Source organism: Paenibacillus sp. FSL F4-0087 (assembly GCF_038020215.1).
GTDB lineage: Bacteria > Bacillota > Bacilli > Paenibacillales > Paenibacillaceae > Paenibacillus > Paenibacillus taichungensis.
The window spans coordinates 5,884,482-5,901,065 of sequence record NZ_JBBODJ010000001.1; the positions used below are offsets into that span (position 1 = coordinate 5,884,482).

Annotated in this window: 12 protein-coding genes; 6 read left to right on the forward strand and 6 right to left on the reverse strand. The window is 42.1% G+C overall.

Annotated features, from left to right (window positions below):
- Nucleotides 1-82: 82 nt before the first annotated feature.
- The 4 genes from MHB84_RS26920 (at nt 83) to MHB84_RS26935 (ending at nt 7,820) form a co-directional block, all read left to right on the forward strand.
- On the forward strand, nt 83-967 hold the full coding sequence (locus MHB84_RS26920; RefSeq protein ID WP_076291334.1) for an AraC family transcriptional regulator: 885 nt from the start codon (nt 83-85) through the stop codon (nt 965-967).
- A gap of 663 nt (nt 968-1,630) precedes the next feature.
- Nucleotides 1,631-4,090, forward strand: a complete 2,460-nt coding sequence (locus MHB84_RS26925) for a GH39 family glycosyl hydrolase (RefSeq protein ID WP_083679077.1) — start codon at nt 1,631-1,633, stop codon at nt 4,088-4,090.
- Nucleotides 4,091-4,300: 210 nt separating this feature from the next.
- On the forward strand, nt 4,301-5,533 hold the full coding sequence (locus tag MHB84_RS26930) for a PTS sugar transporter subunit IIC (protein ID WP_076291333.1): 1,233 nt from the start codon (nt 4,301-4,303) through the stop codon (nt 5,531-5,533).
- Between the two features lie 19 nt (nt 5,534-5,552).
- Entirely contained in the window at nt 5,553-7,820 is a 2,268-nt protein-coding gene (locus tag MHB84_RS26935) for a beta-glucosidase family protein (RefSeq protein ID WP_076291332.1), read from the forward strand.
- A 60-nt stretch (nt 7,821-7,880) separates the two neighbouring features.
- Here the strand turns inward: MHB84_RS26935 and MHB84_RS26940 are convergent, their stop codons facing one another.
- From MHB84_RS26940 to MHB84_RS26960, 5 genes are all read right to left on the reverse strand, one after another.
- Nucleotides 7,881-8,477 (reverse strand): class I SAM-dependent methyltransferase, encoded by a 597-nt coding sequence (locus MHB84_RS26940; RefSeq protein WP_076291331.1) that lies wholly within the window; start codon nt 8,475-8,477, stop codon nt 7,881-7,883.
- Between the two features lie 34 nt (nt 8,478-8,511).
- Nucleotides 8,512-9,618 (reverse strand): sensor histidine kinase, encoded by a 1,107-nt coding sequence (locus MHB84_RS26945; protein WP_076291422.1) that lies wholly within the window; start codon nt 9,616-9,618, stop codon nt 8,512-8,514.
- On the reverse strand, nt 9,605-10,285 hold the full coding sequence (locus tag MHB84_RS26950) for a response regulator (protein WP_076291330.1): 681 nt from the start codon (nt 10,283-10,285) through the stop codon (nt 9,605-9,607). The genes MHB84_RS26945 and MHB84_RS26950 overlap by 14 nt, the downstream gene beginning before the upstream one ends.
- Before the next feature lie 89 nt (nt 10,286-10,374).
- Nucleotides 10,375-10,941, reverse strand: coding sequence for a class I SAM-dependent methyltransferase (locus MHB84_RS26955; RefSeq protein ID WP_076291329.1), 567 nt, complete (start codon nt 10,939-10,941; stop codon nt 10,375-10,377).
- 45 nt (nt 10,942-10,986) lie between these two features.
- Nucleotides 10,987-11,490 (reverse strand): DedA family protein, encoded by a 504-nt coding sequence (locus MHB84_RS26960; protein ID WP_076291328.1) that lies wholly within the window; start codon nt 11,488-11,490, stop codon nt 10,987-10,989.
- A 316-nt stretch (nt 11,491-11,806) separates the two neighbouring features.
- On the opposite strand from MHB84_RS26960, the gene MHB84_RS26965 reads away from it, so the two are divergent.
- Nucleotides 11,807-12,280 (forward strand): HIT family protein, encoded by a 474-nt coding sequence (locus MHB84_RS26965; protein ID WP_076291326.1) that lies wholly within the window; start codon nt 11,807-11,809, stop codon nt 12,278-12,280.
- Nucleotides 12,281-12,520: 240 nt separating this feature from the next.
- On the opposite strand, the gene MHB84_RS26970 is transcribed toward MHB84_RS26965, so the two are convergent.
- Entirely contained in the window at nt 12,521-13,819 is a 1,299-nt protein-coding gene (locus MHB84_RS26970) for a hypothetical protein (RefSeq protein ID WP_076291325.1), read from the reverse strand.
- 1,073 nt (nt 13,820-14,892) lie between these two features.
- On the opposite strand from MHB84_RS26970, the gene MHB84_RS26975 reads away from it, so the two are divergent.
- On the forward strand, nt 14,893-16,395 hold the full coding sequence (locus MHB84_RS26975; RefSeq protein WP_076291323.1) for an alpha/beta hydrolase family protein: 1,503 nt from the start codon (nt 14,893-14,895) through the stop codon (nt 16,393-16,395).
- Nucleotides 16,396-16,584: the final 189 nt, after the last annotated feature.

The window sequence follows — 16,584 nt, forward strand, 5'->3', positions numbered from 1 at the left end:
CGGATACGAAACTTATTTGTGCACAAATAGTTGCGATACGAAATCCTACTACAACTATACTCATATTAAGAGGAGGGATTAGATGGATTGGCTTATGAGGATGAATCGGGCATTGGATTATATTGAAATAAATCTAGTCAGTGAGATTGAATTGAAGGAAATTGCCCGATGTGCTTGCTGTTCTTCACATCAGTTTCAGAGAATGTTCTCATTCATTACAAATGTTTCACTTGCGGAATATATAAGAAGAAGACGGCTGACTCTTGCTGCAATAGAATTGCAGAATAGTGATATGAAAGTTGTTGATATTGCCATAAAGTATGGGTATGAATCACCAGTTTCATTCGCAAGGGCTTTTCAATCGTTGCATGGTGTCAATCCAGCAATGGCCCGTGAAGAAGGGACTGCTCTCAAAGCCTATCCTCGGCTTTCCTTTCTTATTTCAATTAAAGGGGAAGAGCCTATGAACTATCGTATCGAAACAAAAGAAAGCTTTCAAATATTTGGGATTGAGAAAGTATTTCAGTTGAACGGTGTAGAGACTCCAGCGGAATTATGGAAGCAAAGCCACGAAAACGGCGAGGTTGAAAGATTAGCTGCCAATGCTGGTAAATTACCAGATATAATGAATCCGTATTATCATAAAGTACATGCTGTTTGTAGCTACAAAAAAACCGGAGAGGATACTTTCCCATACATGTTGAGTGCATTTAAAGATGAAACAAGTAAAGACGATGGGTATACAAGTATAACGATACCAGCACAAACGTGGGCCATCTTTTCATCTGATCCCTTTACATGGGATAAATTCGATGAAACCATTGAAACATTGTATAGACGATTCTTTTCTGAATGGCTTCCTACTACAGGTTATGAACAGGTAGACGAAATGGAGTTTGAAATTACTGGAGGTAAAGATGGACTGAGTTTTGTTGAGCTATGGTTTGCTGTAAGAAAAATATCTTAGTTTCATTTCTTTTAGATTATTCAGGAATACTAACTTAATAAGGACAAGGGGAGTGGTCAACTGCGTCCGATTTGTTTGCTCCTTTATTAGACTCATAGTTTCAAATTTTGTGGTGGTGATTGGAGTGTCCCATTGGAAGTCGCTATTTTAGCGGCTTTTTATTTTAGCGGTACTAGTTTGTGTCCTGTCGCGGGACAAGAACATTGTGTTTTTGTCGATTTATGAATGCCCGCTACATTAAGCTAAAGGGTATGTTTGTTCCAATTCATGGTTCAGAACAATATCTTGTTCAGCATGAATCCCTATAGAAAGATCACACTGTGGAAAAGTAAGTTCTTTGAGAATTCCCGGAAATGAAAATCAGGCTGCATGGAACGTGTCCTTAAAATATGAATAAGTCCTAAATAACGAATAGCATCAGCTTATGAAAAGATGAAATATATTACATCCGTTTGTTCCTTCTGAGGAAAGAGCGGGTTTTTACTTTTGAAAAAACAACATTATTTATCATGCCTTTATATTGATTTTATAGCAAAGATGCTTACGATGAGGTGTAGTCTTTTGTTTTATTGTAAACGCTATGTCTATAATAATTTAATACGAGGGGAGGAGAAGTCGATTCGTTATTTATACGAGTTTATACAGCACCAGGACGACCTACCCATGAAGCTCTTTGTAAACAGCGTGAAACATGTTGATTTTCATTGGCATAAGGAAGTTGAAATTGTGTATGTCCTTCAAGGTTCAATCATCATGTATCTGGATCAAAAGCAATATACGCTTCATGAAGATGATGTAATCGTGGTAAATAGTATGTCTGTCCATAAGATTGAACGGACCAATCAAGACAATGTACTTCTGACATTGCAGTTCGGTCCGGAATTGCTGAACACTAATGCGTTTATTTCCTGCAATTCTGCTCTGAATAATGATGAGGATAAATTACGTTTAACTAGCATCAAACAAAACCTCGCTCAAATGGTATGGGAAATCAACAAAAAAATGAAGGGTTATCGAAGCTACACGATAGGCAGACTGCAGACGTTATGTGGATGCCTTTTGCGATATTTTTCCGATGGGACGAATCTGGATGTAGAAGAGAGCAGCAAGGAGTACGATTATAAAAGACTGAACAGGGTCCTTGCGTACATTGATAGCCATTACAGTGAGAAGATTACGCTGCAAGACATGGCTGCTTCCGAGCATTTGAGCTTGCATTATTTCTCCCATTTTTTTACCGATAAAATCGGAATCCCCTTCCAAAAATACTTGACGCTCATTCGCTTGGAGAAAGCCCAGGCTCAACTGGCAGGGAGTGAGAAAAAAATTTCGGAAATCGCGCTGGATTGTGGTTTCGCCAATGTAAAGCTGTTCAATAAATACTTCAAAGAAAAGTACGGCTGCACGCCTGGCTCCTACCGCGAAGCTTCGCTCGCGCCAGAATTCCCCAATCTGAACCAGAACCGAAAGCCCAAAACGTACGAGGAATCTTCAAGCGGGGATTATTATGAGATGGACACGTTAAACGCGATGGGATCGTTGTATAGGTACCTGGACGAGAAAACGGAAACGCAGCAGGTGCTGCTTCCACCAACAAAATCCCTGATGGAAGAGCAGCACCTGATTGAGATCCGGAGAGACCACACCCCAGTTATGTATGAGAAACACTGGAATATTACCATGACTGCGGGCAGAGCTGCAGAAGGCTTGCGCGAAGATTGGCGGAGGCAGCTGGTCGAATTGAGGGCACGAATTCCATTTCGTTACATCCGGTTTCATGGCATATTCAATGATGAGATGATGGTGTACAGCGAGAATGAGGATGGAACACCAGTCTACAATTGGTCATACGTGGACAAGCTCTATGATTTCCTATTGGGTCAGGGGATCCGGCCATTTGTGGAGTTAAGTTTCATGCCGAGCCTACTTGCGAGGTCCAATGAAACGATATTTCAGTGGAAAGGGAATATCAGTCCACCGTCCGATACCGCCCGGTGGGAAGCACTTGTCAGTGAATTCATTCGCCATTGTTTGAATCGATACGGAGCGCAAGAAGTGAAGAAATGGTATTTCGAAGTGTGGAACGAGCCTGATCTGGCAGGAGTTTGTTGGGCAGGGAGCAAGGAAGAATACTTTGCTTTTTATGAATCCACCGTTTGTGCCATCAAATCGGTGTTGATTGAACTGAAAACGGGAGGCCCTGCCATGGGTTATGGCTCCCTCTGGAACGACACTTGGACTGAAGAGTTTTTGTCATATTGCCAAAAGCGTGAGGTGCCTTTAGACTTCTTTTCGTTTCATATTTATTCGGAGTATCCGAAACTTAAAATTGATGAAGATCGTCTAACGAAGATTATGCCGCCTTCTTTTTATAAGGAAAGCATTGAACGTTTACGGGAAAAAATGAATGCATCATCGTATGGCCATGTTGAGCTGCATGTGACGGAGTGGAATTTTTCACTGTATGACCGAAACCTGCTGCACGATACGATGTTTATGGCACCTTTTGTTATCTACCACACCATGAATACGCTCGGCGACGTAAAGGCGATGGCTTTCTGGTCCTTTACTGACGTATTCGAAGAAAGCATCGTTCCTGCTTCTCCGTTCTACGGAGGATTTGGTCTGATCAATCGCGACGGGCTGAAAAAGCCGGCGTATTATGCGTTTGAGCTAATGCAGAAGCTGGGGGACGAGCTGCTTGTAAAGGGAAACGGTTATGTCGGAACTCGAAAGAGTGATGGAAGCATGCAGTTCCTGTTTTATCACTACGTACATGTAGATCAACTGTTTGCGAGTGGAGATTGGTCCGAATTATCTGATTCATCGCGTTATGACGTGTTTGAGGAAAAAGGAATCAAGGCATTCGAACTTTCGCTACATATGCTCTCAGGAACGTATAAATGCACCAGTTATCGACTGGATCGGGAGCACGGATCGGTATTTGACGAGTGGAACCGTATGGGTTCACCAGATTCTTTAACTGCAGAAGAAATCTCCTATTTAAACGGCAGAAGCGGTCCGGTAATCCGGTCAGAAATCGTGCAGGGTGAACATTGGCGTAGAGATATTTTGCTCCCGCCGCATGGTATAACGCTACTTACGCTCGATCGGCAGTACTAAATGATTGCGCAATCCTGAACTGAAAGCATCCTTTCCGCAAGGAAGGGGTGTTTTTTGTTGTTTAATTCCAGCAGAAGCAGACAAGATAGAACTAAAGGCATGAAGAGGACAAAAAACGAACCAAGATGCGGCAAGTTACAACAAGAAAGCGTTAACATAAAACTTTATACTATGGTTATAGCAGCTAAGAGGAAAGTAGGGGGAGTTTGGATGAAACGTTTTATGAAATGGATGACAGAATCGTTTGCGCCCAGATTGGAGGCGTTTACGAACAATATTTGGGTTTCGTCGATTCAAGAAGCGATCATGGTCGCTATCCCGATGATTTTTATCGGTTCGATCATTACATTAATTTCGATTTTGCAGGATTTCATTCCGGGAATGCCGGACCTGACACCCATAACGACGTTCAGTTTTGGTTTGTTGGGTTTGTTTATTGCTTTTTTGACGCCTTATGTAGTCATGGAAAAAAAGGATCGCCACAAAATTAAGCTGCTTGCGGGGATGTCTGGGGTCTCCCTGTTCGTTATGCTTCTTAATCCGAGTGTGAATGAAGATGGTACCATTCAGTTCATCCTTGAACGATTTGGTCCTTCCGGTATGATTACGGCGCTTTTGGTGGGGGTATTTGTTGCGCTTGTCATGAATGTATGCAATAAATTCTCGTTTTTCAAAAAAGGATCATCTCTTCCCGAGTTCATCATGGATTGGTTCGACTTTCTCGTCCCGATTGCTTTGGTGTTAACTTCTGGATGGTTGCTCGTATACCAGCTTCATTTCGATATCTTTGCACTGATCGTAAGCGTGTTTGAACCCATCAATGCCATGGGGCAAAGTCTGACTGGGTTTGTATTGTTTAACTTCATCGGGGTAGTTCTGTATTCCTTCGGCGTAAGTCCATGGGTCATGACACCAATCTGGTACGCCATATGGATACCTGCAATCGAAGAGAATGCCGCTCTCGTCGCAGCAGGACAAGATCCAGTCAATATCAACACCTTCGAAACCTTCTTCTCCGGCTGGCTTGGTATTGGGGGAATGGGTGCGACCTTGCCACTCGTCGTCTGGTTCCTGCTGGCAAGATCGAAAAAATTAAAGTCTGTCGGTAAGGCGACCATTATCCCTTCCTTGTTCAATATTAACGAGCCAGTCGTGTACGGAGCACCTATTGCTTTCAATCCGCTTCTTATGGTACCGATGTGGATCAACGGACTGATCACGCCGATTATTGTGTATTTGGCGTTAGATATGGGTTTTGCAAGAATTCCGAGCCAAATCTTTCAATTGTGGTATACGCCAATCGGACTGTCTACCTACATTATGTCCGGCGTCAACGGACTCATTTTGCTGGCGATAATCCTGCTGATTGTATTCGTTGTCTGGTTCCCGTTTTTCAAACTATATGATGCACAAGAACTGAAAAAGGAACAGGAACAAAACTGATTAAAAAGGATGGATTGACATGAACAAATCGATTAATGAATTGCTGACGGAAATGACTCTTAGCGAAAAAGCCTCAATCTGCGCGGGGTTAAATATGTGGATGACCAAAGGAATTGAGCGGTTAAATATCCCGCCCGTTCATATGTATGACGGAACTAACGGGATCCGTAAAACGAACAGTGACGAAGAAATGGGCATCACAACAGAGAACGTTCCCGCGACCTGTTACCCTACGGGTTCTGCGATAGGCTCCTCTTGGAATACGGATTTGTTGTATGAGGTTGGAGTCGCGCTAGGTCGTGAATCGAAGGCCATGGATGTCGAGTTACTGCTCGGACCGGGAGTCAACATGAAAAGAACACCGCTTGGCGGAAGAAATTTTGAGTACTATTCGGAAGATCCATGTTTGACAGGTGAACTTGGTGCATCATTCATCAACGGTATCCAAAGCGAGGGGGTGGGAGCTTCACTCAAACACTTTGCTGGTAACAATCAGGAGTTTGAGAAAATGGTAACCAGTTCGGAAATAGACGAGCGGACACTGCGCGAAATTTACCTTAGTGCTTTTGAACGTATCATCAAAAAATCTGATCCATGGACGGTTATGTGCTCCTATAACTTGCTGAATGGAACGTATACAAGCGAGAATGAACATCTGCTGAATGACATTTTGAGAGGAGAATGGGGTTACGAAGGTGTTGTCCTGTCCGACTGGACTGCCGTTAATGACCGGATTCGCGGCCTGAAGGCTGGACTTGATCTTGAAATGCCAGGTCCTGCTCATTACAATACGAAAGCGATCGTGGAAGCCATTCAGAACGGGGCTCTTTCCGAAGAACAGCTGAATCGGAGTGTTGCCCGCGTTTTGAAGCTGGTCGAGCGGGTGACGAGCAACCAAGCCACAGACTCTTACGGAGATCAAAACTATCATGCCCTTGCACGTAAAGCGGCAGCCGAAAGTATTGTCCTTCTGAAAAACGAAAACGCGATTCTTCCGCTGCAGCCGGATTCGATCTCGTCGATTGCCGTGATTGGACGGTTTGCTAAGAAACCCAGAATTCAGGGGGCGGGCAGTGCAAAGGTAACCCCTACTAGAGTCGACATTCCTTGGGATGAAATAAAAGAGCTGGCCGGAGCCACGGTAACATTGGGTTACGCTGAAGGTTACCCGGAGGATGACTCCATTCAGGAAGACTTGATTAAGGAAAGTGTATCTTTGGCCATGAACTCCGATGTGGCAGTCCTGTTCGTTGGTCAACCGGAATATGCCGAATCGGAGATGCGCGATCTGAAGAGCATCGATCTTCCGGAGCATCAAGTGAAGTTGATTCAGGCGGTTGCAGCAGTTCAGCCTAAGTGCATCGTGGTGACAAGCAGTGGCTCTGCTCTTGTCATGCGCCCATGGGTGCAGCTTGTGCCTGGTGTTGTTCATTCTTGGTTGTCTGGCCAAGGGATGGGTAGAGCGATCGCAGAAGTATTGTTTGGACAGGAGAACCCGTCAGGCAAATTATCCGAGACCTTCCCAGTGAAGTTGTCGGATAACCCGTCCCATATGCGGATTCGGGGAGAAAACGGCAAACTGTATTATCGCGAAGGTCTGTTTGTAGGCTATCGATATTACGACCGTAAAGAACTTGCACCACAATTCCCGTTCGGTCATGGTTTGTCCTACACTTCGTTTTCCTATACGGACCTCGAAGTAGCTCAAGTGGAGAAAGGGGTTACGGTGTCCTTTCAACTGAAAAACACGGGCAAGCGAAAAGGGAAGGAAGTTGTTCAATTATACGTGCATGATGAGGTATGCAATTGGACCCGTCCGGAGAAGGAATTAAAAGCTTTTGCCAAAATCGAGCTTGAGCCGGGCGAAAAACGCAGAATCGTCTTCGAGCTTGAAGAGAGAGACTTCTCATACTATAACACCAAGTACAATCGTTGGGTTGCAGAGAGTGGATTTTTCCAAATCGCACTGGGTAGCTCATCCAGAGACATCCGGATCACCGAACGTTTGCATTGCAACTTCGGAAAGGAAGAAGTCACGTTCGATAAGTTCAGCCTGCTCAGCGAATGGTTGAGCGATTCCACGGCAAAAAAAGTGTTAGAAGAGTGCCTGGATGAAATGAACGAGCACATCACGGACAAGGTGTATCTAAACGAAGAATTTGTTGGATTCTGGGAGGACTTTCCTGTAGTGAAATTGTTCCAGATGTTTGGGCAAAATTGGATGATTGATCGGTCGCCTGACGAGGTGATTCAAGAACTTATTGAACGTGTTGAGAAGGCACGGTAATCTTACTTCCTTTAAAAACCATCTTTTATAGATGTTTTTTTTCTTTAACACTTCGTACGATTAGTATACTGCTTCTCTCGTTTCACTGTGTCCTTCATCTTTCTTTTTGCGACAAGTATACACAAAAACAGGAGGGAAGCTGAGGGGCACAAATTTAATTTTCTCAATATAGAATAAGTCAGCCAATCGTTTCTTCATATGAAGTGAGTACTGGTATAACACTAACATTCCTCCAGGTCGAAGCGCTGTATGCATCTGTGAAAGGATGTTTTGTTTCATTTCTCTGGAAAAATTAAAAAATAGAAGTCCGCAAATGATACTATCCAACTGATGCACATGTTCTTGATTGATCTTTTTCAAAAGATAGGATGCATTCGAATGGAACATGAATTCAGGATATATTTTCTTCAGATTACTTCTCATTTTTGGGTCTCTCTCAAATAAAAACACAGTTGCAGATTTCGGTAATTCTGCTCTCATAAGACGTGTGATGACACCTGTTCCTGGCCCCAGCTCTGCAATCGTTTTAACTTCATCCCATTGTACAGACTGGACGATTTTATGGGCTAGAAATTTGGAACTGGGCAGGAGACTGCCTACTCGTTTGGGGTTCCTCAGAAATCCTTGCAGGAAAAGAAGTGGTTCGGATGTTTTCATCGCGGTATCCTCCATAGTTGAATTCATTGATGTATCACTTGATGTTGGAAGGCAAGTTTAACTCGAATGTAAATACGTTATGCGTATGTTGAAGCGTTAGGGTACCCTGATGTAACCCCGCAATATTTCTTGCAATCGAAAGACCCAAACCAGACCCCGTTTGAATACCTTCGCTGCTTCTTGAATAATCAACTTTATAAAAGCGATCAAACAGCTTATCTTTTTGCTCTATTGTGAGTGGTTCACCTTTATTTTCGACTTTAATGGTAATGTGCTCATGACGTATACTCATTCGAATGTGAATCGTACTAGGTTTCAAGGAATACTTCAGGGCGTTCATAAGAAGATTATCGATGGCCCGAGCAATCTTATCACTATCCACGCAGGCCATAACTGGGGCATCGCCAATCTCTTTCTCGATATGAATACCATTCTCCTGAGCTAAAGGTTCAAATTCAAACAGCAACTGATCCAATAGCTGGTATAGGTCAACCTTTTTCAAATCCAATTGGGTATCCACTGAGGTTAGACGTGTGTATTCAAATAAGTCATCGAGCAGCTTCTTTAAATGTGTTGCTTTGTTATGGGTGTTCTGAATGAAGCGGTCATACTCTGCTTTGTCTTGAAATGATTCTGTTCTTAGAAGCTCAATATAGCCGATGATGCTGGTAAGCGGTGTGCGCAGGTCATGTGAAATGCCTGTGATCATGTCCATCTTGGATTTCTCCAGTTCACGCTCCTTAACGATCAGCAGCTGCAACTGTTCAGTCATGTGATTAATGTTGGAAGCGACTCTCCCAAGTTCATCTTGTCGATTAACGGGCACCCGGTAGTCCAGATTTCCTTCTGAAATGAATTGCAATCCTTGCTCCAAGGTAATGAGATCTCGCACAATTTTTCGTGTAGAAAACAAAAAAATTAACGTGAAAATTACGATGAAGATTGGTGTTAGGACATAAGGAAAAATGTAGAGAAGCGAGGGCCATCCAAATCTTTCACTAATTTTTGCGGCACCTATGATCAACATATTATTTACACCTACAGAGCCAACAAACGAAATCAATAAACTGATCAACATTCGATATAGGATGTTAATCTGTATCTTTTTTTTAAACTGTGGCAATCGTCTAATCAAGTTTATAACCCACTCCCCATACCGTTTTAATATACTGAGGTTCTCGTGGATTCGCTTCCAGTTTCTCTCGCAGATTGCGAATATGGACCATAACCGTATTATCCGAATACCCGTAAGGTTCTTTCCATACAGTTTCGTAAATCTTCTCGGAGCTAAATACTTGTCCAGGATGGCTGGCAAGCAGCACCAGAATGGAAAACTCCAGTGGAGTTAGTGGAATGTCATTCTCCTTTAACTTCACGGAATGTTTACTTGTATCAATGACAAGGTCCTTGATCAGGATAAGTGAATTGAATTCTGCTTTGCCAATCAGTGTTTGACGTCGTAGCTGAGCCTTAACGCGAGCTAGTAATTCTAACGGATTAAACGGTTTGACCATGTAATCGTCAGCACCGGTAGTCAGACCTGTAATTTTATCAATGTCCTCTTCCTTGGCGGATAGCATAATAATGGGAGAGGTTGATACTTCTCTTATTTTGAAGCAGGCTTTGATCCCGTCCATAATGGGCATCATGACATCCAGTATAACGAGCTGGACCGAAGTGGTTTTGATAATATTTAGTGCTTCTTCACCATTGGCTGCTTCCATGACCTGATATCCTTCGTTACGTAAATAGACATGGATGACATCACCGATGTCGGGTTCATCATCTACAATGAGAACGGTACTCACAATCCAACACTCCTTTTATGACTGTTTTAAATAAGATTTTAAATCTTTATAAAGAGGATAGTATCAGTGTAAACCATAGCTTGAGTTGTTTAAATTGTTTCCTTTTTGCGGCAGACATAAACGAAGGCAGGGGGGACATTCAAGGGCACTAATTCTATCTTTTCGATGATAAACTTTTCGGATAGTGTTTTTTTCATTTGAAGTGAATATTGAAAAGCGATGAATAACCCCTCTGGTTTGAGTGCCTTATGGATCTGGTCTACCAACGTATTTCTTAATTCAAACTCAAAGTTGAAGAAAGGCAACCCGCTAAATACACAGTCCAGTTGCTCAACGCCCTCTTGCTTCATGGATTCCACTAACCGAGAGGCGTCTGGATAACAGGGGAATGCAGGGTATTCAGTCTTCAGATTATTCCTCATCGTCTCGTTCATCTCAAACAATAACACTTGGGTTGAATCTTGTGCCTGTTGATGAATATAACGAGTGATGGCACCTGTGCCCGATCCGAGTTCGGCGACTGCTTTTACGTCTAGCCAAGGCGATTGGTTCACCATTTTGTTAGCGAGAAACCGGGAACTGGGTATGATGCTGCCAACATGTTTGGGGCTTTGAAGAAAGCTTTTCAGAAATAAAATAGGTTCATTGGAATTCATGTTTGTGGTTCCTCCGTATATGTGATGGTATGTTATCAAAATCGATTAGAATTGTAATAAATGAAGTATTGATAGAATGGGAGTGCCGAAGTAGATTCCCGCTGTAAAATACGTTATGGTCCAAAGCAAAGCACTGGAATATGAAATGAGAGCAAATTTTTGATACTGAACGCCGCTCAGTCCAATGACCAGAGGGAGAACATATCGCACGATTGGAATGAATAAACCGATGCACATCGCCCAATTGCCACTCTTATTCAGAATCAGTTCAGCCTTAACGAAGTGTTTATTATGTTGAAATTTGTGTTTTATCTTGGGTCCAAATAACTTCCCTGCAAAATAAGCAAAGGTAATGGCGGTTAATAGTCCTGTTAGAATGCAGAAGTATGTGATACATGAATTGATAACACCTGTGTGACTTAAAATGGCACCACTGATGATCGTGATCTCATTTGGAATTGGAATCCCGAAAGGGCCTAACGAAAAGGCAAAATAAAAAATCAGATATCCATACTGATGAAGTAGCTCTAAGATCGTATTACTGATCATGGTTTTGCCTCCACTCTTGTCGATATAGAAATCATAATGAAAAAAACTAAGGAATTAATAAGCATAATTCTGAAGAAAATCTAAAGATTACATAAGCAAAGCGTTACTACGGTATGTTCAAGACAAAAAGCCTTGCCAACTTACTGGCAAGACTTGATAAGGTGGATATATTCAGGAGTGGTGATCAAGAGAGCCGGGCATACCGGAATAAAAACGAGCTCAGATTGATTATCAATGTTGAGGATAACGCAACGAACAAAAGTTGCCTGCGTCTAATAGCTAGTTGGAAAAATATGAAAGGAGTGGAATGAGAAAGATGACAGCATCAATTTCACATAAGCCCGAAGGATACGTATGTCCATTTTGTTGTGTTTGGGGTATCGAGCGACCTAATCAGGGAACAAAAGAAAGGGATATCATCTATCAGAATGAAAAGGTAACGGCATTTATAGCGAGCAAATGGTGGCCAAACAATAAAGGACATGTTCTTGTTGTTCCGAATCAACATTTCGAGAACATCTTTGATCTCCCAGCGGATTACGCTGGTGAAATTCACCGCGCGGCTCAGCTTACAGCATTTGCAATGAAAAGTACATATGGATGTGAAGGGATTTCTACGCGACAACATAATGAGCCCGCCGGCAATCAAGACGTGTGGCATTATCATCTCCATGTTTACCCTAGATATGTGAATGATCAACTTTATCTGTCAAAGGGTTCTCCATCCGATCCAGATGAACGCGCTCTCTATGCTGATAAGCTGCGTTCTTGGATAAAGAAAAACATTTAAGATCTAGGATAGGATGATAACTCAAGTGGGAAATGAATCTGAGATTACGTGGGCCCTACAAGAGAAAAATAAGGTTCTTTCAGTAAGCTAACAGGAAACGATATCTCAATAAAATTAATGAGCAGTCTGCAGTTCTGCAGGCTGCTCATTTGATAAATAAGAAACGACGTATGACTTCCCTCATGGAGAAGGGGCTAGGCATACATCGTTAAAATGGGGGAATAATCCAGCCTGCATATGCTACTCTAGAACGTATTTGGCAATGGTTTCACTCATGTGGATATAGAATGTATTTGCATCGTGAAAACGAACATCGGCTTGGTGAAAAAGTGCGTCATCGATTACAAAAGAGTTTTTTATTTTTAGTGTATTAGAGTCCAGAATATAGTAGGCGGCTTTCTTAGGCTCCGGTTTAAATGAATCATACCAAGCTTGTGTTTTGTCGACGGCTCCGAAGACAATGCTCTGATCATTTAGTCGTTGTAACAGTCCTTGTGCAGGTAAATCAGTAAACGTCTTGGTCGCAATCAATTGATTGTTAGCATTGTACAGACTAAGCTTATTTTTCTCTTGAATCAGAAAGTTATTTCCTAAGGATACATAAAAAGAATCGTACATATTATGCGCATACGTTGTACCGAAAGCGGCATCCTGTGCTGGCTTAGGCAATGGTCTGATCCATTTTTGTTCCCCGTTAGGCTTGTAGCCGTGCAAGGTTTCCACTTCCATCTTTGCATCATAAATGGGAACAATCACAGTTCCGCCACTTAGAACTTCAAAGTCAGCATGCACAATATTGACGTGATCCTGCGGTTGGACAGCGGAAATAATCTTCTTTCCTGTAGGAATGGAGTAAATATCAATTGTCGTCGTGTTTCTCGGAGCATCAGAATTTAACAATCCGACGTAGTTCCCCTGAATATGTCGTACGTGGCCAGGAAACTCCCTTTTGATGAGCGGCTTGCCTTCCTTTGTATAAAGAGTAATCACACTGGTGTCTTTTGTGAAAGTAACCACGGCTATGCGCCCATCTTCTAGGACATTGAATTGAAAGTGCTCTTTGAATGTTTTGACCCAGCGTGGATTGTTATTTGAATCCAGAGAGATTAACTGGTATACCTTCTTATTACCGGAATTTGCCTCATCGAAGTAGTAGACGTTACCGCTCTGATCTATTTCAAACGAATTGTAGGGCATAGGCGATTTATGAATCCACTTCTGTTTTCCAGTTTTGTCGTCTATCGCTAATAAGGAGTGTACGGATTTAGTTTTGCCGGTAGAGCGATCTGACTGATACAAGAATGTATATGCAGTTTGAGAGTTAGTCTGTTCTGACACGATAGGGTAGACGATATTTCCTGTGAAATAATAGTTCTTACTATGTATTTGGGTTGTCGTATCGGTAGGTACGTCATAGGTCCACTCTGGCTTTGGAAGTTGCTTGTAATCAGAAGCGAGAGTGGGGATAGGGGCTAAGGAAATAGTAAGGAACGCTGTTAGAGTAGTGATTAGAAATGTACGTTTGGTGATCCTTTTCATGATATGAGGTCCTCCTAGTCACGATGTAATGGTTGATATTCTTCTGAAAATTGGATGATCTTGTCTGGTTTATAGCTTGTCGCCACATCAATGGGAGATTTACCTCTTAAATCAGTGACATGGATATCTGCTCCGCGATCTATTAAGTACCTCTAAATATCTACTGGTTCTTTGCATGGAACCACCTGTTTGGAATAGTTCCATAATACAGCTAAAATCTTAAGCGAAAACTATAAACCCCACAATGTTTTTTTACATCCCTCATTACTTTTGGTAAAATTAACCTTTCAATTATAACATATAATGTACATGCTTCCCCAATCCGGAACAAAAAGTGGTGATGATTAAAAAGAGGAGGGCAATGCAAAATGGAATTCAAATTTGGGGACGTTTCTATTCTTCTCCCCCCTTTATACATTACAATTATCGGAATCATTATTTTTTTCTTTTTAGTAAGGTGGAGCAAGCAATTAGAAACAAGACGTTTTACAGTTTTCTTTTACTTTTTGATCAGTACTTCCATTATTCCAATTTTTTCTCGTTATACAACAGAAGGTGTCTTTCAGCTGTGGATTCCCTTAGGATTTATAGTGATGTTTCTGTACTTGTTTCGGAGAGAAAGATATCATCCATCTAAAATGAAAGCGAGTATTTTAGGACTTTCCGTAGCAATATACCAGTTAATTCTTCAATATGTCGGATAGATTTGATATTTCTCCTCCACTATTAAAGCTCGTATAAGCGATTCTGTAGCAATAATTCATACATTTTAATGGGATGGATTGTTTGTTGGAAATCTCCGAATTGTGTATAAGTACACTGAAGAGAAAAAGGCATGCACTATCCTGTGTCTGCTTGTCGCAGGACAAGAACATTATTACATTCAAAGTCGCTAATTATAGCGGCTTTTTTTGATTTAAGTAACTAAGTTCCTATCCAAAGATGAGCACAGTTACAAGGTAGAATTACAAAATTGTAAGGTAGATGTAAGTTGAATCGATAGCTCAGGCCAACCTGCCAGGATAATATTGGAACAAACAAAAATAGAAATTTTTTTTAAAAGGAGAATCGAGATGAGGCTGTTTGAACTGTTGTTTTTTTTGTCAAACATCGGCTTGTTTGCATTAACATTCTTATTAAAAAAAGGACGGAACAGAACTCCGCTATTCGTTGCAATCGGGATCGCCACACTTTTACTGATCATTCAATGGACGGTGGAAGGATACAGAGTTCAGCTATTTTTCCCATATTGCATAACAATCATTTTTTTAGCCATTTCAGCTTATAGTTACTTTAGAAAAAATGGCCCCAAAAAAATCCCGCGATTCTTGTTGGGTTCAGCTTGTACCGCTATAGCAATAATGCTGGTCGTAACAGCGGGTCTTATGTATGCTTTTCCAGTATTTAATCTACCTGAACCGACAGGTGAATTTAAGGTAGGGACGCAAACTTTTCATCTCGTGGATACAAATAGGGAAGAGATTTTCGACAAAGCCAGAGAAGGTAAGAGAGAGTTGATGGTTCAGGTATGGTATCCGGTTAAAGTTGGCACCGGCAAGTACGCACCCTTTATTCCCGATACTCCAATTTTACGTTACATGGCCGCGAACTATGGCCTTCCTGAGTATACTCTTCAGCACTTGAAGTACGTGTCCAGTCATGCTTATTCGGAAGCCGAAGTTTCCTCGGCACAGACTTCATATCCGCTGATCCTTGCGAATCCCGGCTTCGGCTCGTCCAGGTTCCTCCATACGTCGCAAGCTGAAAATCTCGCGAGTCACGGATATATCGTGGCAGTGATCGATCATACCTACAATACATTTGCAACCGAGTTTCCGGACGGTCGAATCACGACCAGCAGAACCAACGACTTATTCTCTCCCGACGATGATTACCGAACGGGAAGAGAAAATCGCGACAAGTTGGGAAAAGTGTTAACCAGCGATGTGGCGTTTACGCTGGACCAATTCGAGCTCATCCAATCGGGACAGATTTCAAGTCCTTTAAAAGGGAGGATTGATCTCGGTCATGTCGGGGTGTTCGGTCATTCTATCGGCGGAGCGACGGCCTACGACGCTTCTTACGATCCACGAATCACGGTCGGAATAGACTTGGATGGAGGACTGTATCGACTGCGTGAAAGCGAGGATCTGAGAAAGCCGTTTTTGTTCATCAACTCTGAAAGCTATTTCGAAGAATTAAACAGGGTGATCAATAATCGGGTCTACACAGATGCAGAGCTTGACCGGATGGGATCAACAAGAGAGTGGATGAATCAAGTAACGGAAGATAAAAAGTTGGAGCTTGAACGGATGCGCGAAACGGCCGACGCAGGAGGACAAATCCTCTATATCGAAAATACAGAGCATTTGAATTTTACCGACGTACAGTTCATTTCTCCGGTTTTCAATATGCTGGGCATTACAGGAAAGATTGCGCCAGAAAGAGCGAACTCCGTTATCAATGCTTATATGCTGGATTTCTTCGATATGTATCTGAAAAATCAAGGCGGAGACTTAATAAAAGGACCGGATAGCCGCTTTCCGGAGGTGAAGTTCGCAACCTCGCTATTATAAATAACGGAACAGACTATCGATTTTAATATATGCTATTACGTACAACTAGCTCTTCTTCTAAGACCAAATGTTTTGCGATACCTGTTCCCATAACGCGACTATTTGGCTTTTGAAGAGACCTTCTTAATAAAACGGTACTCATTCCGGATCCACCAGAATTTTGGGATTGATCTTAACCATATGAGCGTT

What these genes read in the sequence shown, in the direction of transcription:
- MHB84_RS26940 (WP_076291331.1), bottom strand. Translation starts at nt 8,477, where the DNA reads ATGAAAACATCCGAACCACTTCTTTTCCTGCAAGGATTTCTGAGGAAC.
- MHB84_RS26960 (WP_076291328.1), bottom strand. Translation starts at nt 11,490, where the DNA reads ATGATCAGTAATACGATCTTAGAGCTACTTCATCAGTATGGATATCTG.
- MHB84_RS26965 (WP_076291326.1), top strand. Translation starts at nt 11,807, where the DNA reads ATGACAGCATCAATTTCACATAAGCCCGAAGGATACGTATGTCCATTT.
- MHB84_RS26930 (WP_076291333.1), top strand. Translation starts at nt 4,301, where the DNA reads ATGAAACGTTTTATGAAATGGATGACAGAATCGTTTGCGCCCAGATTG.
- MHB84_RS26970 (WP_076291325.1), bottom strand. Translation starts at nt 13,819, where the DNA reads ATGAAAAGGATCACCAAACGTACATTTCTAATCACTACTCTAACAGCG.
- MHB84_RS26955 (WP_076291329.1), bottom strand. Translation starts at nt 10,941, where the DNA reads ATGAATTCCAATGAACCTATTTTATTTCTGAAAAGCTTTCTTCAAAGC.
- MHB84_RS26975 (WP_076291323.1), top strand. Translation starts at nt 14,893, where the DNA reads ATGAGGCTGTTTGAACTGTTGTTTTTTTTGTCAAACATCGGCTTGTTT.
- MHB84_RS26925 (WP_083679077.1), top strand. Translation starts at nt 1,631, where the DNA reads ATGAAGCTCTTTGTAAACAGCGTGAAACATGTTGATTTTCATTGGCAT.
- MHB84_RS26920 (WP_076291334.1), top strand. Translation starts at nt 83, where the DNA reads ATGGATTGGCTTATGAGGATGAATCGGGCATTGGATTATATTGAAATA.
- MHB84_RS26935 (WP_076291332.1), top strand. Translation starts at nt 5,553, where the DNA reads ATGAACAAATCGATTAATGAATTGCTGACGGAAATGACTCTTAGCGAA.